The organism is Candidatus Jettenia sp. AMX1, from assembly GCF_030263775.1.
GTDB classification, from domain to species: Bacteria; Planctomycetota; Brocadiia; order Brocadiales; family Brocadiaceae; genus Jettenia; species Jettenia caeni.
Window position 1 is genome coordinate 17,183 of sequence record NZ_SZPP01000019.1, and the last position, 19,797, is coordinate 36,979.

At 39.6% G+C, this 19,797-nt stretch carries 13 protein-coding genes; 6 read left to right on the forward strand and 7 right to left on the reverse strand.

Annotated features, from left to right (window positions below; genetic code table 11):
• Positions 1 to 70: 70 nt before the first annotated feature.
• Positions 71 to 2,143, forward strand: a complete 2,073-nt coding sequence (locus FBQ94_RS07450) for a S8 family serine peptidase (RefSeq protein ID WP_007222865.1) — start codon at positions 71 to 73, stop codon at positions 2,141 to 2,143.
• Positions 2,144 to 2,399: 256 nt separating this feature from the next.
• Here FBQ94_RS07450 and FBQ94_RS07455 read toward each other — a convergent pair whose 3' ends face one another.
• From FBQ94_RS07455 to FBQ94_RS07485, 7 genes are all read right to left on the reverse strand, one after another.
• Positions 2,400 to 3,842: an MFS transporter gene (locus tag FBQ94_RS07455; protein WP_007222864.1), complete on the reverse strand. Its 1,443-nt coding sequence runs from the start codon at positions 3,840 to 3,842 to the stop codon at positions 2,400 to 2,402.
• A gap of 72 nt (positions 3,843 to 3,914) precedes the next feature.
• A complete protein-coding gene (locus FBQ94_RS07460) occupies positions 3,915 to 5,219 on the reverse strand; it encodes a glycosyltransferase (protein ID WP_007222863.1) in 1,305 nt (434 codons plus the stop codon).
• Between the two features lie 47 nt (positions 5,220 to 5,266).
• Entirely contained in the window at positions 5,267 to 6,229 is a 963-nt protein-coding gene (locus tag FBQ94_RS07465; RefSeq protein WP_007222862.1) for a glycosyltransferase, read from the reverse strand.
• Positions 6,189 to 7,307, reverse strand: coding sequence for a glycosyltransferase family 9 protein (locus FBQ94_RS07470; RefSeq protein ID WP_007222861.1), 1,119 nt, complete (start codon positions 7,305 to 7,307; stop codon positions 6,189 to 6,191). Before FBQ94_RS07470 ends, FBQ94_RS07465 begins: the two co-directional genes overlap by 41 nt.
• A gap of 26 nt (positions 7,308 to 7,333) precedes the next feature.
• Positions 7,334 to 8,887 carry an FAD-dependent oxidoreductase gene (locus FBQ94_RS07475; RefSeq protein ID WP_051006225.1) on the reverse strand — a complete coding sequence of 518 codons (1,554 nt, stop codon included), beginning with the start codon at positions 8,885 to 8,887 and terminating at the stop codon, positions 7,334 to 7,336.
• Between the two features lie 570 nt (positions 8,888 to 9,457).
• Positions 9,458 to 10,546, reverse strand: coding sequence for a glycosyltransferase family 4 protein (locus FBQ94_RS07480; RefSeq protein WP_007222859.1), 1,089 nt, complete (start codon positions 10,544 to 10,546; stop codon positions 9,458 to 9,460).
• An 830-nt stretch (positions 10,547 to 11,376) separates the two neighbouring features.
• Positions 11,377 to 13,578: an amylo-alpha-1,6-glucosidase gene (locus tag FBQ94_RS07485; RefSeq protein ID WP_007222857.1), complete on the reverse strand. Its 2,202-nt coding sequence runs from the start codon at positions 13,576 to 13,578 to the stop codon at positions 11,377 to 11,379.
• Positions 13,579 to 13,984: 406 nt separating this feature from the next.
• Between FBQ94_RS07485 and FBQ94_RS07490 the strand changes: the two genes are divergently transcribed.
• The 5 genes from FBQ94_RS07490 (at position 13,985) to trpC (ending at position 19,681) form a co-directional block, all read left to right on the forward strand.
• On the forward strand, positions 13,985 to 15,610 hold the full coding sequence (locus FBQ94_RS07490; protein WP_007222856.1) for a cupin domain-containing protein: 1,626 nt from the start codon (positions 13,985 to 13,987) through the stop codon (positions 15,608 to 15,610).
• Between the two features lie 620 nt (positions 15,611 to 16,230).
• Positions 16,231 to 18,003 carry a beta-xylosidase family glycoside hydrolase gene (locus FBQ94_RS07495; RefSeq protein ID WP_007222855.1) on the forward strand — a complete coding sequence of 591 codons (1,773 nt, stop codon included), beginning with the start codon at positions 16,231 to 16,233 and terminating at the stop codon, positions 18,001 to 18,003.
• 190 nt (positions 18,004 to 18,193) lie between these two features.
• Positions 18,194 to 18,466, forward strand: a complete 273-nt coding sequence (locus FBQ94_RS07500; RefSeq protein WP_007222854.1) for a TMEM165/GDT1 family protein — start codon at positions 18,194 to 18,196, stop codon at positions 18,464 to 18,466.
• A gap of 19 nt (positions 18,467 to 18,485) precedes the next feature.
• The gene (locus FBQ94_RS07505) at positions 18,486 to 18,905 is read left to right on the forward strand and encodes a hypothetical protein (RefSeq protein ID WP_007222853.1); all 420 of its coding nucleotides are present in this window, start codon (positions 18,486 to 18,488) and stop codon (positions 18,903 to 18,905) included.
• Positions 18,902 to 19,681: an indole-3-glycerol phosphate synthase TrpC gene (gene trpC, locus FBQ94_RS07510; protein ID WP_007222852.1), complete on the forward strand. Its 780-nt coding sequence runs from the start codon at positions 18,902 to 18,904 to the stop codon at positions 19,679 to 19,681. Before FBQ94_RS07505 ends, trpC begins: the two co-directional genes overlap by 4 nt.
• The last annotated feature ends 116 nt before the right edge of the window (positions 19,682 to 19,797 follow it).

Consider the following 19,797-nt stretch of genomic DNA (forward strand, 5'->3'; position numbering starts at 1 on the left):
TATAAGCGAATAGAGTTCTGTGGTTGTAATGATGTTTATCATGAAAACAATAGAGAAAAGGAGGGGTTGTATGAGAGGAAAGGTTTTTTTGTCCGTTATGTTTGTCCTATCTATGGTATTGTCCAATTCGATAGGTGCAATGGCAGATGAAACACAGAATAAAAAACTCGGATACGGTTTTGAGCCTGGGCTGGTTGCCGGGAAAGATTATGTTGCAGGTCAGTTGATCGTTGGGATCAAAGAAGGCATGAGTACGCTTGCTATTTTCAAGGTAGCTAATGCATCAGGGGGCAAACTGGTAAAGAAAATGGGGAATACTGCTGTTCTGCTGCAGTTTTCATCCGAAGAAGCAGTAAAGGATGCTGCTCATTCTCTTATTAAACTTCCCAATGTATCGTTTGTTGAAAGAAACGGTTTTATGAGTATTCCGCCCAAGCCGCTTCTTCCTGATATAAGAGGGCAGAAGAATAAAGGGTTACAGAATAAAAATTCTACCCCTGGCGATATGAATGCTCAATCCGTATCTGCCGATGCGGGAACCGGATACCAGTGGCATCTTACCGTAATAAGAAAGACAGCTGCGCTTGGGGCGCTCTCTGCTACACCGCCAACAGTTGCAGTAATTGATACCGGTGTGGATTACACCCATCCTGATCTTTCCGGTAAGGTCTATTTAGGGAAAAACTGTGTTGCAAATAATTTCGACCCTTACGATGATAATGGGCATGGTACTCATGTTGCGGGGATTATTGCAGCAAAGGCAGGTAACGGTCAGTATGGAGAAGGAGTAAGTCCGAATTCTAAAATATTAGCCGTGAAGGTTCTTTCAGCCAGCGGATCTGGTACCTTTTTCGATGTTGCAGAAGGTATGAAATACGCAAGAACAGCGGTTACAACACCTCCTACAAAAGTGATAAATATGAGCCTTGGAGGTCCTGCCAGCGCGCTCGTTGCTGCTGAGGTGCTTGCTATCAAAAATGCAGGAAAGGTGCTTGTAGCGGCTGCCGGTAATTCTAACACTACCACCCCTTCATATCCTGGAGGTGATGTGAATACTGCCCTTCGGGTTATGGCTACGGAAGAGAACGATGCCAGGGCATGGTTTTCAAACTTCAGCCCATCTGCGACCCCAGGCCAATATAATATTGCGGCGCCTGGATGGGAAATATTATCGACGACTCCTGCGGCAGGATATGCGCCTATGTCAGGTACTTCTATGGCATCACCGGTAGTGGCCGGGGCAGCCGCCCTTGTGTGGGGACAGTTGCCAGCCCTTACGCGGGATGGCTTAGTTGCGCGGCTTGTAACAAACGGAAAATTGATAGGCAAGGGTTTTCCCGTTAGAACCCGAAGGGTCGATGTGCGTCAGGCGTTACTCGGTACTACTGAGAGAGCTATCGTGGGAAGGATACTTGACCCGGTTACCGGCAAGGCGCCTAGTTCGCCTCTTGCTCCCGCAAATGCCAGATTATTCTCAGGAGTTACACCGCTGGCGCTTGATTTAACGAACAGTGGTGGTTCCTATGAGATGACAGGGCTTGGAACAGGCACGAGCAGAATACTGAGAGGAGATAAGGCCGGATATGTAAATGCAGCGGTAAGGAACAATATTACTATTGCTTCGGTAGCAGGACCATACACAGATGCCCTCCCCAAATCAAGGACAACCGGGAATGCTACCATTACCATTGACTGGTCGACCGTGCAGCCTATAGTGGATACTACGGGTTGTATCGATGGCTGCAACGGTTGGGAATTTGATCTTTGGGTGAGATTGCCAAATGGATCGTATGTCTATTGGGGTAACCCGGGCGATTTCATGACTTCACCGTTTGTTGGATGGCCTCGTGATTCTTTTGAGGATTTGGAGCCTCTGGAAACGATTGTCATTGGGAACTCGGCATCGAACGGAGTTTATAAGGTATTTGTCGATAAGTATCCTTATTCGACATACTTTAGTCCATCATGGACTGGCTCGCAAATGTCTGCCCAGATCTATAACGGTGCAACCTCCATTGGAACGTTGTACAGTCCGCCCGTAAGCTGCGGAACGAATAGATACTGGCATATTGGTAATCTAACGAAAAATGGAACTTCCTATACCTGGACAGTTGTTAACACCTGCACAAATACCATACCGTAAAGTTTATTAAGTTTTATTGATTCAAAAGGGAATGGATTACGGCACAAAAGATAGCCGTAATCCTTTTCCCTGCTTATTGCATGTCTCATAATTTATGTTATCTAAATTCTTCAATGGGACACAGATAAGTACAGATAAAAATAATGATGGAGATATTTTACCTCATCCAATAGGTAATTAATCATGCTTCTCTCCTGCTAAAAAATCCGTGTTTATCCGTGTTCATCTGTGTCCAACCGCAATTTTTAAGTGCCAATCAATGAGATTGTTTCTGCTTTTTCATCGTTTTCCGTGTTTTCTTTGTTTTTTTTGATTTTTTTCGCAGTTTCACGAGTTGCCGGAATGAGGGAAAGATTTCGAATTCGGTATTTATTCCTTCCAATGGTCTTACACCAACGACACTAAAGAAAAGTTCGGTACTGGATACCTTTTTTGTAGATGCACGAACTTCAGTAAAATGCCTTGAGAGAAAAAAATCCGCAAGGAAACGAAGAATCGCAGAAATCAAAAATATTGTTAATAACCGGGAACCCCAAAGAGGTGAAACCCGTTCAGCCAGGAAACCACCCAGTGAAGCCCCGGCAAAAATGGCGCCTCCATTAATTAAATTGAAGTATCCCAGACACCTCAACCGCTTTTGAGCGCTTACTGCATCATAGATAAAATTTGTTGTGCATAAATTAAAGCCACTCCATACAAAACCAGCAAGTGCATTAACAACACCTAAATAAAATGGATTTGCAGAAAAAAGCCATAAGACAGGAACTACAGGAATGATAAAACTGGTAATTTTTAAAATTCTCGCATTACCTACAAGATCTGCATGCCTTCCCCAAATAGGAAATGCAATAAGACCGGCTATTACACTACCAAGATGTATCATCATGTAGGTGAGGTAATTAAAATGAAGTTCCCGGAGCAGGTAAATATTAAAATAGGGGGTTGCAAGTTGTACAGAAAAACTAATACTCGCAACGTAAAAGATGAATTTTACAAAATTACTTTCTTTGAAACGGAAAAGAAATTTTGTAAAAGTGAAATCGCTCTCTGTTGATTTATGAAGCGGCAAATCAATCATTTTGGACATATAGTAAAGGGATACAAAACGAAAAAGCGTTGCCCCCAGGAAAACAAGAAAAAATCCTGTTGAGATAGATATTTTCTTCATGAGGGCAAGCACAGCGCCCCACAGGCATAGGCCTAAAACTCCCGCAACTCCAATTGCGCGCGACCTGTCTCCAAAATAAAGTCCACGCTGATTTGGTGGAAGATAATCGCTTACAAGGCTTCCCCATGCGGGTCCAATGATCGTGCCCAATACCCCAAAAATAGAAATTAAAGAGATAAGAATTACCGGTCTTCCTGCGAGATGAAACAAAGAGAGTGTCGAGATGAGCATTAAAATGATACATTGAATTCCTATTCCGGAAAGTAATAATCGTAACCGGCTATTGCCTGCCAGATGAACAGCCTTTACTGCAAATAGGAGGGCAATGGAGGAAAACAGGGGAGGAGTTGCAGCAAGAAAACCTACCTGCTGGGTAGTAGCCCCTAAAAAAAGGGCATACGGAACGAGATAATAATCTAAAATCCCCATCGTGATGGATGTAGTAATTCCTTCTATCCAGCAATAGTGAAGACTTTCGCTAATTTTTACGGCTAACGATGGGTCTGACCCTTCTTTACTTTTTATTTTCATGAAAACTACCTTTGTTCTTTAGCCTGTTTTCTTTTTGTGAATATCTTTTGAATGGATCAATACGGATGTATGTCAAAGGAAAAGTTTTCGGTCTCCCAGGGAAAAAACTTCTTCTTCCAATCTCACAGAACGGGTATGTAAGACTTTTTTATAAAGAGTTGCAATATCAGCAACGACCCTTTCCCAGGTAAAAAAATCATTCGCACGTTTGATTGCCTGTTTTTGGAATATATTTCTTACTGCAGGACGTTTGTATAAATAGGCCATGCGCTCAGAAAGTTCTTTCGGACAATGAGTAGAAACTAAAAAGCCTGTTTCTCCATCTACCACCGTATATTTAATTCCCCCAACATTGGAACCGATAACCGTAGTACCACATGCCATTGCTTCAATCGGTGTAATTCCAAATGGCTCATACCAGGGTGTTGTCACAAACATATCTGCAGCGCTGTAATAATATTTAAGTTCACTCCGGCTCAACTGGCCGGTAAAATAAATTTTATCTGAAATCCCTTCTTCAGATGCGATACGTTGGAGGCGGGAGATTTCCGGAGACAGAATAAATAATTCAGGGATTGAAGTTTCACCTCCGCCGATAATAAGCCGGGCATTAATATGATAATTTTTTATACATAGCGCAAAACCATAAATAACGTTGTCAACTCCTTTCCGGGGGACCATACGGCCGAGATGAAGGATCAATTTTTCATCAGATTTAAACCAAAGAGCGGTACGCGCGGAATTTTTTTTCATAGGCCAAAGTTCAGAAGGGTCAAAACCACAAGGAATAATGGTAATTTTTTCTGGTTTTGCATGAGTATAAAAATGAATCATATCCTCTTTGTCTTGCGGGCATTCAGCAATAATGTGATCAGCCTCTTTCATAATACTATCCTCAATCATAGAGCGAATCTCAGGAAATTTGTCTGCTTCGCGCTGATGCAGGCGACGAACATGACCCAGCGCATGGAATGTAATGACAAAAGGAATTCCCAGGGAACGCTTCAGATTCATAGCTACAAAACCAGACATCCAAAAATTTGCATGAATGATATCATATTTTTTATTATTTTTTAAAAACCGGGCTGTGTACTCAGTAAATTGAGTCATGTAAGGAAATAAATCCTCTTTTGGTATGAACTCGGAAGGGCCGGCCGGGACGTGAATAATCCGTACTCCTTTTATCCAGGGAAAGATTTTGGGAAAGCGATTATTATCGCGACGTGTAAAGACATCAACTTCATAGCCGAGCAATGCAAGATTTTTTGCGAGTTGTCCAACATAAACATTTTGTCCGCCACTATCCACACCGCCGAATAAGGCAATGGGAGAGGCATGTTCACTAATAATAGCAATGCGTTTCACGGTATTTATCATAAAATTTCTATTTCCCGATTTCCAAAAATTAAATCAACATTGAGTAATTACCGGGAAGAAAATCCGGTAACTCGTTGAAAAGCCTTATCCCAATCATGAATAAATCGATGGATATTAAAATGTTCTTCTGCATATTGACGGGCCATTTTCCCGAGATGACGTGCTTTTGAAGGATCATGTAATAGCTCTTTCATTCGATCAATCAAGGTATGAATATTCGTATCGATATAACCAGAAACATCATTCTTGATAACGGCAGCCATTTCTGTTGTAGCTAATCCAACGATTGGCATACCAATCATCATGGCCTCACATACTGCCAAGCCGAAACTCGTATAACGAATCGGATGAAAAAAAAACCGGTAACGGGATTCAAAAGCTGGCAATAAATCATGGCGTACTTCTCCTAATCCGCCAGGCACTTTCTCTGCTTCCATGCCAACTAAATCTAAGGGAATCTTTTTCCGAACACTCTTAAATATATCGTGACCCAATCGGCGGCCTCGTTTTTGTAAATGATTAACCACGACCAAACCGCGTTCAATTTCTCCTCTATAGGATATATTCTCCGGAATGATTACTCCATGCTCGATCACGCACGTTGGGGTTCGGTTGTTGTTCCACATTAAATTATTAAAAGAAGTAACATGGACTAAAAGAATATTCGGGTTGTCGATAGGATGTGAGGTATCTGTGGGGTGTTCCCGGGGTGGATCGTGTTCCAAATAAATTTGTGGAAGCTTCCTCTGTTCTTCCGAGAGAATCTCATATTGATCCTGGAAATAGTGTTCTGGAGATTGGAAAACAATACAATCCAGATCGAGTGAGTGAATATTCTCCACGGGGATATCATGAACATTATCTGACCAGGGTATGTGCCCCCAGCGCCCGACATAACCTTGAGAACGGTCAGGTTTTGAAGGAAGATAAAACGTATGATGAAATGCCTGGGTTAAATAATAAAGATAACTACCGTGTACATGCCAAATTAATATCCGTAACGGGCGCATTCAACACTCCTTCTTTTTTTACATGGAGATTCTGCTGAAGTAATTTTTTTGCCTGAGAAATAACCGTTTCGGCGCTCACCCCATTTGCACATGGATATCCAACGGGGCAGGTTGATACAAAACAAGGTCTGCAATCAATGTGATGATATACGATTCGATGACGTTGATAATCAAGCGGCGCCCATCGTGAAGGATCGGAGCCTGCCACAATAACAATACTTGGTACACGGAGCGCTGCAGCAATATGAGAAACTCCGGTATCATTGCAAATAAGTAACCGCGCTTTTTTCAAAAGGATTGCGAGTGCACCAAGGTTCGTCTGTCCTGCTAAATTTATAAAAGGCGCTTTCATGTTTGCCCCTACGGTCTCGTTCAGTTGAATTTCATCCGCAGATCCCGTTAATACTATCTTCAATCCGCTTGTTGCCAATGCATCTGCTACTCCGGCAAACCGCTCAATAAGCCATCGTCTTGAAGGTAGGCGTGCACCGGGATGGATACAAATATACTCATGAGCTTGTAAGTGTGCAGTCTCATCCAGTGATGAAAAATCTCTTTCGTCTTTCTGAAATAAGGGAAATTCCAAATGATCTCCCTGGAGTGGAATTCCAAGAAACTCTATCAATCGCAAATATCGCCAAATTTCATGTTCACCGGTAGGATAGGGCATGAAACGGTCTGTATCAGGACAATACTCCCGGTAAAGAAAAAATCCGGCATTTACGTTTGCACCAAGCAGGACGGTAATCGGATTTGCAAAGATACCACTCCCATGCATCTGAATGGCTAAGTCGAAGCGCCTTTCCTGCGCGGTCATGAAAAAAGCTGGAATCCTTTTTACTTGAGGAACGATCTCGGATAAACCAGGATAACCGGGAAACTCTAAAAAATCATCAAAGTAATTGGGGAAACGGTCCACAAAAGACTTTGCCCATGGAAGACCAATCAGGGTAATTTTTGAATTTGGAAGAGCTCTTCTTAATGCCCGGAAGGCAGGTACAGCGCATAATAAATCTCCTAACTGAAGCGCGCGAAAAACAGCAATCTTTTTTGGGAGTGATTTACCAAGACGAACCATAGAGAGAATATCCAATCAATGCACGTTTATACGAGTTTATTAAGGTCACGATTTGAAGGACCGGTAATAACCTTACCGTAATTGGTAAATCGTGAGCCATGACAAGGACAATCAAACGTCTTTTCTTTCGGATTCCACCGTATAATACAACCCAGATGTGGGCAAACTGCGGAGAACTCGTGTACTATTCCCTGCTCATCCCGATAAACAGCTACTTTAGATAGTTTCTTTCGCATTACCGCACCCTGTCCGGATGCAAGTTCATCGGTAGACGATATATCGCCTTTTTTTAACCATTCCGTGTATTGTTTCACAACATTAAGGTTTTCTTCAAAGTATTCTTTCACAGCAAAAAATGATTTACGGGCCGGATCATAGATGTCTGCCCATGGATTTTTCTTTTCAAGAATAAGATCACTAATGAGTATGCCGGCGATAGTGCCATGTGTCATACCATTGCCAGAAAAACCCGTTGCAATGTAAACAGTTTTATCCAGAGGATTGCGGCCAATAAAGCCGGTACTGTCCATTGGCTCAATGATATGTCCGGACCACCGGTAAGGAATGTTCTTTATCATTGGGAACCGCTCTTTAGTCCATTGTTCAATTTTCTCGTACGCATTATTGTATGCTTGTCCTACCTTATGGTCTTCTCCACCGACAATCAAGAGATCATTCGTTTCATCTACTGGCTGTATCCTCACATAATGGTAAGGGTTTGCAACTCCTCCCATATTTTTGCCGGTATCCCAGTAAAGTGCTTTTGTCACAGAATCTTTCGGTATTCTGGCGCCAATTACATATGTCCGATACGGCGCTTGCTTTGTATGCATTTGGAGACGATCATTCACCGGTGTGTTAGTAGTTACGACAATATCATGTGCGTTTATCGTATAATTGGTATCGGTGGTTATACCTGATGCATTGAAATCTTTTGCATGAGTCCCGGTAAAGATTTTCCCCCCTCTTTGTATAATTGCCTGAGCAAGGCCGGAAAGATATTTTAAGGGATGGAATTGTCCCTGAAGGGGAAAGTGAAGGCATATTCCTGTATGAAATGGTGCTGGCGATTCCTTTACAAGTCTAACTTCCTTCCTGCCAATACGGCTTAAGGTATCAAGCTCTTTATTCAAGGGTTCTTCCTCAGAATCCTCTCCGGAGCGGAACAAATAGCCGTCTACCCTTTCAAAATCGCATGAAATATTTTCTTTTCTTACAATAGACTCAATATGATCTATTGCGGCATTATGGCTTTCAGCAATAAGCTTCGCTCCATCTCTTCCATGGAGATTTTCAAGCTCATAATAGCGTTCATCAAGGGCATAGGTAAGATGTGCAGTAGTACGTCCTGATTCACCGCTGCCAATCACACCATCATCAATTACGGCAACCTTCTTTCCTTGTCGGGATAAAAAATATGCGACAGACATTCCTGCAATACCCCCGCCAATGATAGCAACATCAACGGTAATATCTCTTGAGAGTGGAGAAAACACCATGGGAGATGTGTTTGAAACCCAAAAAGAGTCTGTCACGCCTGATGTTATTGTAGGTTCTGTTTCTATGAAGGATGTTTTCATATTGAGCCTCCTGGAAATATATTTCTCTAACCGGCAAGAATCTTTCTCAATCTATGTATCTTAAATCCCACAGGTAATCATTATGCGAAAGAAAGTTTCTTACTATTGATAAAGGAGATGTTTAAGACTTTTACAAAAAGATAGGAAGCACAGCGTTGTAATAATGCGGACAACTAACTATACAAGAAGGGAGAAAATCTGAACTATCTAAACCGATACTTGCATTACCCGGCAAGCAATGTATTTTCCCATTATTATAATGCCTTATCTCCTACTTAAAATTGCTATCAGATAAAATAATTTTGAATGAAAACCAGGATGTAAATAATTTTAATTGTAAGAATCGTTTCAACTTTAATCTTAAGATTGTGTATCAAAAAATGTACCATGAGAGAAAAAATTATCCTAATTATATTTTTCATAACAAAAAATAATAGTATGTCAGGAGAAAAAAGGAGAAACCTGAAAATAGAAACGGGAAGATCGTGACATATCACAAAAGTGTGCCGTCACGAAACTGTGACATGTCACGTTGCCTGATGAAATAAGAGTAAAGTGTGAAATTAAATTTTATGAGGTTACCTGAGACTTTACTGATCCTCGGCCAAGCCGCAAGGGCAAGATTTTGGGCCGATTATTACTCGTTATTTGCTCATAAGCTTTCTCATACCTGCTTACCATATGAGAAATAGAGAAATTATCCTCTATATGCCGTCTGCATGCCCTCCTGTCAATATCCTTGAGATTTTGAACAGCATCGGCCATTTCTTCCCAGGTTTCACAAATAAAGCCAGTTTTCCCATGAATCATAAGCTCTGGAATTGAGCCCCGATTTCTCGTAATTACAGGAGTTCCGCATGCTAATGATTCAATAATGACTAACCCAAAAGGTTCAGGCCAATCAAGGGGAAAGATAAGGGCCTTTGCCTTTTTCATAACCTCGTTGCGTTCCTCTTCTGTCTTTTCTCCAATATATTCAATAAGCGGAGGAGTTATGAGCGGTTTAACCTTTTCTTCGTAATAATCTCTGTCAACAGAATCTACTTTTGCGACAATAATTAATTTCATCTGTACTCTTTTCGCGACTTGAATTGCCTCAATAGGGCCTTTCTCCGGAGATATTCTTCCTACAAAAACTAAATAATCCTCAGGTTTCTGGTTGAAAGGGAATTTCTCAAGAGGATACCCATGATAGATAGTGTCTATCCAATTCAAATCAGGAATAAATTTCCTCTGTGCATTGCTGATAGAAATAAAATTACAATTCCGGTAATGTTTGTAAATCTTTTGAATATCATGAATATCAAGCCGCCCATGGAGGGTATGGATGGTAGGTGTAGAAACCAGGGTAGTGAAGGGGAATGTCATAAAGTCCATGTGAGAATGGATCAAATCAAATTCTCTGGCTTTATCATACACCATTCCTAATTCGAGCATATGATAAGGATAGCAATTCTCAATATCCGGATCAAACCGTAAAGCCTTCCCATGCATTGGAATCAATTTAGCGGATGTAATGGAATCTCCGCTGGCAAACAGGGTTACCTCATGTCCCCTCTTAACCAACTCTTCTGTAAGATAATAAACAACCCTTTCAGTTCCACCGTACATTTCCGGTGGGACCCGCTCTATTAATGGAGCAACTTGGGCAATTCTCATAAATCGATCTCCTTTCGAATTACCTGCTGAATCAAGGAAATTCTTTCTTAGTTATACTTACTCTTTCAGTTTTTAGATTATTTTGAAGAGCAAAAATACTCCGTGGGTATACTTAACCGGAGTAATAGTAAGATTATTTCTCTTACTAACGCTATGTATTCTTTCAAGAGAAAAAGGAATGAGATATGCTTTTGTAATCTAGAAGAATGAACGGTTTATCATACCGACCTGAATTTGTGGAAGAGTAAAAGGTCTGTTTCCCCGCAGTACAATTAGCTTAAAAGCTACTTAATAAACATGAATATCGATTGTTTACCGTATATAAATTAATATTAAAAATAGCCCTTTTATCCTTCTGTAAATAAATTTGAAATCTGGAAACTATTTTTATAGAAAGATAAATTTGCATAGGGATGTTCTGTATTTCATTCTTATGTCTTACAAAAAGCTATATCACGTAGTTAATAACTGTCTATCATCATTCTTTGCTGACTGCTTAAATTACGTAAGTTAGCAATATGGTAAGAATGCAAGGATCATGCCAAATCTATGAAGACACCTCAAAGATTTACCCTGTGTGATTCTTTAGGAGGAAAAGCAGGTATCAGGAATAAGGCCAAAATAATCAGGAAATACAGAAAGGGATTACTTTTGAAAAACAAGCGTATAAATAGAGGACAATGCATTCTCATAGGGCGAGTAGGAAAGAAATGTATATTGGTTAGAACGATGCGAAACCCATCTTAATCTCAAAGTTTTGAACTCGAATGATGAACGGCAAAAAGCCTTGTAGCATCCTTTATTTGATTTTGAGGTACAGCAATAAAGGGTTATCCTTTAATAACTACCTCCAGATCTTCACTTTTCCTCTGGATTTCTATGGTAGTCGTATATGGTCCACGGATTACATAAAAATCAAGATATTTGCCGCTAATCTTCAGATTAGTTATCTCAATCCAGTTTAACCACTCCGGCAGTTGAGGACGAATAAAATAAACCCTGTTATTTATGGCATCCCCTTCGAGACCAATAAAAGCCTTTAATACCTCAAAAACAACACCGGTGGACCAGGCTTGCGGAGAACAAGATGTGGGATAGGGGGTAGGGCCGTGAGTGGATGTTCTTCTGAAGCCGCAAAAGAGTTCAGGGAGTCTGCAATCTGAAAAGAATGTAGAAACATCAGATAAAGCTGTTGCGAGTTTGTCTACATAGCTGTTCAAACCATATTTCTTTAAGCCGGAAAGAATCAATGCATTATCATGAGGCCAAACAGAACCGTTATGATAGCTCATAGGATTAAATCGGGCCTCTTTCTCAGCCACAGTTCTGATTCCCCAACCGCTGAACATATCGTCACGGAAAAGCCTTTGTGCAACCTGTTCCGCTATTTTGCTATCGATAAGGCCGGCCCATAAGCAATGGCCTGGATTTGAAGAAATGATCCGGCAAAGTTCTTTCTTTTTATCTGTAGCAATGCCAAAAAATTTTTCTTCCTCCATCCAGAAGTCATTGTGGAATTTTTCTTTCAATTTCTTTGCTTCGTTTTGAAGTCTTTTTGCTAAGTCAAAGTCAGAAAACAGTTCAGCAAGAGAAGACATTCCCAATTTAGCCATGTAAGTGTAACCCTGCACCTCCGCTAAGGCTATAGGCGCCTGAGCAAGCCCTCCATTTTTGTGAAAGACAGAGTCCCATGAATCCTTCCACCCCTGGTTTATTAAACCCTTCGGGGATTCTTTATAGTATTCTAAATATCCATCTCCGTCGATATCTCCATATTGATCTATCCAATCTAAGGTCTTTAGTGCCTTTGGCCACCATTTTTTAACCTTGGATAAATTTCCTGACCATGTGGCATATTGATAGAGTAAAATAAGAAACAAAGGAGAAGCATCAATAGTGCCGTAATAAGGGACAAAAGGGATTTCCTGTAAATTTGCCATTTCTCCCCTTCGCAGTTCATGGAGTATTTTTCCCGGTTGTTCATCTTTAAAGGTATTAAAGGTTTTTCCCTGATAATGAGCCAGGAAGTTTAAGGTGCCTTCTGCCAGCTCGGGTCTGAACGGAAGGAGTTCCAGAGCAGTAATACAACTGTCCCGTCCAAACGGGGCTACGTACCATGGAATACCTGCATAGGGCATGAGTCCCCATGGTGTATGAGTATTCAATATATAAATATCCCGCAATGAACGGTTAATCCATTTATTAAAAAGCTCGTTGCTCGATGTAATGGAGCAGCCAGATTGTACCCATTGATCAAAATTATTGTGTGTTGTATTTTTAAAAGACGGCATGAGCAGTACAAAAGATTTTTTTTCTTCTTCCGCTTTTGCTTTTACGGTAAGACGTATTTTCTTCTCTTCTCTGGGATTCAATTCAATCCAGTATCTTACCTCTCTTCCCTCAATCTCATCAGGCTTTGGGTCCAAAGTGATAGAAGTCGTCCGGTCGATATTGTCCAAACCCTGGTAACTCAAAAAGAGCTCCCCATCTTGCCATTCTGGTGGAAAGAGCTTACCTCTGGATGGGCGCATTGCTCCACGAACCTCAAAGATATCCATAAAGTCTCCTCCGAATGATACCTCTATTGAGAAGCGGATAGGCGCAATATGGAAATTTTTTAGAGTAAACTCTGACACAAGGAGTGCATTTTCTACAGAGACTTTTCGGTTTATAATGATAGAGTCTCTGGGAATAAGGACTACTCCATCCTGGCAGATATCGGAATTGGTAAGATCTGCCATGAGGTCTTCGTTGGCAAAAGACTTAAGTAAAATCGGATATTCTCCGGCTATTCGGACGTCAAGCTCGTTTAAAAAGCGAGTTCCTTCAAAATAAAAACCCATCTCCCCTGAGACACGTCCCGGAAGATCTGTTCTATTATCACAAACCAGAAATGTCTCATTCTTCTTTAAAACCAACTTTTCGAGGTTTACTGCAACGGCAGACGCTCTGATATAGTATTCATTGCCAATCTGAATCTTATTTGCAGTTTTAACAAATCTTTCCTGTAAATCTTCTAAATGCTGTTCCATATTATTATCCTAATTTTGCTATAAAATATTCTAGGAATATCTATAAGATGCCTGGAAGGCAATATCAGGGTGTTTAAAAGCCGGATAACTAAATAAAATTGCCACGTAGGTCGATTGCTGGCAGTAAGAGTCTCTTCATTGAATAATACAAGAAATCAATGAACTTTCAAGCTCTATTTATACTCGCATAGGAATTTCGGTAAAGATGGAAGCATTTTAAATACGTACTTGAAATAGTTTCTCCATTTTGTTTTAATTGTTTGTGTTAAATTGATATTTTAAAAATCTTCCTAATTACAAACCTATTAATGTATGTAGTACTCCAGCAAATAAAGTGATGCTCCTTATTTAGACCCTTCAAAGAAGGGTCTTGAAAAGGGTCACTAACTATAAGACTAAATAAATAATGAGTGATAAAAAAACCCTCTTTCTAACCGCCCTTATTCCCGTAGCATTATCTATCACTGGGTGTACAACGGTAAAGTATTATCCCGCTAATTTTGTAGAATCTTTAAAGCATCCTACAAAATTTCCTGAAGTCTATGCAGTCACTGTTAAAAATATAGAAGAGATTGCCGATAAAAATCCGCTCGAAGAAGACGAAGAGATAAAAATTACCAGTGTGGGTGAAAATAAAAATTCGAGCATGCACCTTATTCAAGTCCGTAAGAACGGGGAGTTGTATCCTCATTATCATAAGCGACACGATGAGGTTATCTATGTAAAAAAAGGAAGTGGTATTGCCACACTCGATGGTTCCCGATATCTCATAAAACCAGGCTCTATCTTACAAATTCCCAGTAAAACTGTTCATAAATTTCTTAATACCGGTGATGAATTATTTGTAGCTGTATCTATTTTTTCTCCCCCATTTGATGGAAGGGATGAGAAAAAGATTAAAAGAAAGAAAAAAGCTGATAGGGGCGCAAAGACAGAAAAAAGAATCGTTGCAAAAAAACCAGAGAGAGTTGTTGAAGAAGATAAGATATCTTCTGTAAATGAGCCAAACGAGGAAGAAATTCAACCAGCTAAAGTTACATCTGAAAATCTGGCAGAAAATAATTTACATAAACCAGTACATGAAGAATGGGACATGGATAGTGATAAATCAGTTCCTCCTTTACAACACCCTGTATCGGAAGAGAAAAAGAGATCACAAGACGCCACACTTGCAGAAGAACCCATTGTAAATATTAAGGACTTGCATGAAAAACTTACACAGTTACTTAAACTGAAAGAAGAGGGGACTCTTTCTGAGGAGGAATACGAGGAAAAGAAAGATGCAATTGTGAAAGGTAAGGATATCGGTGAGCTGCCACAACTCAAAGGCTCTGCAAGAAATCAAATACCGTTGGAGGACGATGAGCTTATTTCAGAAAATGCGGAAGATCAGGTAATCCCACAGGATGATTTTTCTGATGAAGATCCCTATACAAAGAATGACCCGGATTTATCAAATGAAAATGAGCCAACGCAGAACGAACCAATCATGCATGAAGAAGATGAGCCAGGGGAGTCCTCTGAGGATAAATTACAAACATTGGATGAGATGATGCAGGAGGGTTTGATTACAGAGGGTGATTACGAGCATAAGAGAAATGAAATTGCTGCAAATGAAGAGAAAACAATCTCAAAACCAGAAGAAAGTGTTAGTAGAGACGAAAAGATCAAAGAGCTTAAAGAATTGTATGAAGAAGGACTCATTACAGAAGAAGATTACAAGAATAAAAGAAAAGAAATTGTCAGCGTAGATGAGGAAAAGAAGATATCAATACCATCCAAAAATACTAGCAATGAGGAAAAAGTTAAAGAACTTAATGATCTCTACCATGAAGGACTTATAACAAAAGACGACTACGAATACAAGCTTAAGGAACTTACCAGTACACAAAAAGATACTCCTCATGATATTTCTCCTATTCAAGACGAAATTCAAAACGAAAAACTATCGGAGCTAAATGAATTAAAAGAGCAAGGTCTCATATCTGAAGAGGATTATGAGTTTAAAAAATCACAATTGCTAGGAAAGTAAACTCTATGCCGTCAGGTTTTATCCATAAAATTAACCACAGATGAATACGGATAAAGTCAATAGTGCGGTATCATATTACTCTGAATACCACCCAGCCCTATTTATGAAAATGGGAGTTTTTTACCAATAAATTTGGATATACTGCCCTCATAACTTCCATACCTACCATTAATGTATTCTTGACCGATTTAATACAATAGTCAACCCAACCAGGCTCTTTCTGGCATATATTTCGCTCTGCTAAATATCTTTAAATTCTTTATTCTATATCTTGGGAAGGGAAATATAGCTTTATTGTAATAGTTTTCGCTTGATATTTATTATCAAATGAAATATATATATCTCCGGGAATATCAAGATAAAGTGACTGAAACTGCAGTTTAAATTATTATTTATATATGAGCGGAATATATATAATTAGAAAGGCAATTTCTATAAATGTTATGTATGCAAGGGTAAAAATAGTTACAATTAGCTGGCGGAAATCATCCATTTTCATGAATAAGAGATTTAATAATTCTCTAAATTAAAATTATGTTCAAGTCTGAAAATACCTATTTTGAGAGTGTGTAAGCATTGTATTGGAATTTTATAATTAATTTGGAAAGGAGGGCAACCGGATGGCAATAAGAGCTATTTTTAAGTTATATAGTGTTGTATGTATAATTCTTTTCTGCATCCCTTTGTTAGGAATACAGAAAGCAAGCTGTGCAGCCGAGTTATATGAGGATGAATTTGAGAGTCAGGCGCTGGATCCTTCGTGGCTTATAATTCGTGAAAATCAAAGTGATTGGAATTTATTGGTTCATCCCGGGTATCTAAGGATTACTACCAAGTCAGAAAACCTGTGGCAAATTAATGTGAACAATAAAATAAAGCTTCTAAGAGGAGCGCCTCTTGGCGATTTTGAGGTCGTTACCAAGGTTACCTATAATCCAAAACAAAAATTCCAGCAGGCTGGAGTGATTATGTATGAGAGCGATGACAACTATGTTATGCTCACCCGCCAGATGGATGATGTTGACAATGTGGAAATGAGCAGAGAACTATCAAGGATGTCCGGTAGTAAATCTGTGCCAACAACATTAACCACACTATACCTGAAATTAACAAAATCAGGAGAAAATGTTACTGGTTCATTTAGTGGCGATGGAAACTCCTGGACTACAGTGGATGTTGTATCAGGTGCAAAATTAGAGCACCCCAAGGTTGGGCTTGTTGGTTTTAATGCTCAATTAAATACTACCGTCGATGCCGATTTTGATTTTTTCAAAATCGGTGCAGGTGGTGAAGGAATGGCTTCAGTTCTTGAGGATTTTCTTGAATTAACAAAATATGGTAAAGCTATACATGTTATGGCGATGTTAATGGTTGGTTTCGGTTTTTTAATGGTTTTTGTTAAGAGATATGGTTATGGCGCTGTTACAGCCACTTACATTGCGGTAAGCATCGTAATTCCTTACTATATGTTTTTGAAGACACAAGGAATTTTTGGAGAACCAGCTGAATTGAAAATGGACCGGCTTATCCTTGCTGAGTTCTGTGCGGCGAGTATATTGATTGCCACTGGCGCTTTCCTGGGTAGGTTAAAGATGTCTCAATATATGATTATGGCATTCATGTTTGTTCCATCCTATATGTTGAATGAATGGATTATGTTAGACAATGGTATGGGGCTTATACCAAAGGGGTTGTTGATTGATACGGGCGGTTCGATTGTTATTCACCAATTTGGTGCTTATTTCGGGTTAGGTGTAATTGTAAGGATGACTACCAGAGAAGATTTCAACAAGAAAATTGAATCTGATAAAATCAGTAATCAATTTTCGATGTTAGGGAGTATGGTCCTCTGGATATTCTGGCCGTCTTTTTGTGCTGCGCCTGCCGAAATATCGAAGATGCCTCTTGCTGCAGTGAACACAATCCTTTCATTGTGTGGCGCAACCGTATCTACCTATATTGCAAGCACAATGATCAGAAAAAAGATCGCTATTGAAGATATGGCTAATGCAGCTCTTGCCGGTGGCGTGGCTATCGGTTCTTCTTGTGCTCATACTACTCCCAAATCATCTCTGATATTAGGTTTTATTGCCGGCATTTTAAGTGTGATTGGTTTTGCGCTTATTCAGCCACGTGTGCAAAGGATCATAAAAGGTATTGATACCTGCGGCGTTCATAATCTTCACGGTATGCCTGGTGTGTTGGGGGGATTGGCTGCTATCTTCATTGCTAAAAACGTAATTCCCGGGTTACAGATAAAGGCTGTGATTATTACCTTTATTATTGCGTGGATTACGGGACTTGCTGCGGGAACCGTTGTATCATTATTCGGTTACCGAAGGCAGTCCTATGAGGATGCTGTAGAGTTTATCGTAGAAGAAGAACATCACTAAGCGTTCTTATGAAATAATTCTTTACCGAAGACCTTCTGCACTTAAGAAAGTGCAGGAGGTCTTTTTATTTTGAAAATTTAACGACATTGAAGTTGATTCTTTAGCAGCAGCATTCTGATAAGAGTTTTATTTTAATTTTTAGATTCAAATGTAAAAATAAAGCAATATAATATAAAGGAGATATACTGATATGGATTGGAAGATTATTGCAAGCACCTTTATTACCATATTTTTAGCTGAGCTGGGGGATAAGACACAGCTTGCTTCTATCCTTATGACCAGTAAGACAAATAAACCTGTGCTTGTTTTTATTGGTACTATGCTTGCGTTTGCTCTGGTTACGGTTATTGGTGTTGCTGTAGGTTCAGTTATAACGAAATTTGTGCCTCTTAATTTTATTAAAGTGGGAGCAGCTATCGCTTTTATTATTATCGGTATTCTTATTCTATTGGGTAAAATTTAAAACAAATGAAAAATATCTTATGAATCACGCACAACGTGTAGGAAAAGTGGCAAATCTGGTGATATTCCTGGGTATATTGGGCATTATCCTCAGCATTTTGGCACTGACTATTAGTCAAGGCCTTGCTTTACGGGGATATGGGTTTGGCTCCATTGTAATTGGGTTACTCATGATGGGCCTTGGATACGGTATCCGTTACCGGTATAAATATTGTCTCTATGCAGCAGTAGCATTATTTGTGACTTTATCATGCAGCTTCCTTCTCAAACTTTTTATATACCATACGGTGTATCTTATCATGCGATTAGTATTATGCTCATGGGTTTCTTTTCGCCTCGTTCAATCTGTTTCCTCTCTGCAAATGCTTATTGCAACAGATGCATTTCCTGATAGAAATAACCGTTTTATAAGTCTTTTAATGAGGCGAAAACAATCATGACAATTTTAGATGAGATTTACAAATATAAATTATATGAAGTCGCTGAAAACAAAAAGCGTATCCCCATCGAAGTTTTAAAAGAGAATAGTAGAAAAGGGCAAAGGACAAGACCATTTGGTGCTGCCCTAAAATCTGATGCCAATATTTGTATTATCGCGGAAATTAAAAAGGCTTCTCCGTCTTTAGGTATTATCAGAGAAAATTTTAATCCAATAGAAATTGCTCATATGTATGAGGTCCATGGCGCTGCAGCTATTTCCGTACTTACCGATGAAAGGTTTTTTCAGGGAAGCTTATCATATTTAACCGGAGTAAAAGAAACCACAAATTTACCAATTCTCAGAAAGGATTTCATTATTGATCCATACCAAATTTACGAAGCTCGATCTGCAGGAGCGGATGCCATACTGCTTATTGCCGCACTTCTTTCTCGAGAAAAAATTCAGCATTTTTTAGAACTGGCGAAAGAACTCAGCATGGATTGCCTGGTAGAAGTGCATTCAGAACCAGAATTAAAAAAGGTCTTACAAACGAATGCTGATATTATTGGTATAAATAACCGAAATCTTGCGACATTTACGACTGACCTGGAGATTACCTTTCAACTACGATCTATGATTTCCAGCGAAAAGATTGTTGTGAGCGAGAGTGGCATTACATCGCGCGCTGAAATAATAAAATTATTCAAGAATGGAGTTAATGCTGTTTTAATTGGCGAGACATTGATGAAGAGTAGTGATATAGCAGCTAAGCTTCGGGATCTCTTGGGGTCATAGTTAATCGCAAAGATGCAGAGAACGTAAAGGAATACTCCAGCTAACAGTGTTTATAATTGAGAGGATATAATCTTTATCCTTATCCTTTGTAAGATGGGTTATTCCGATTTATCTCT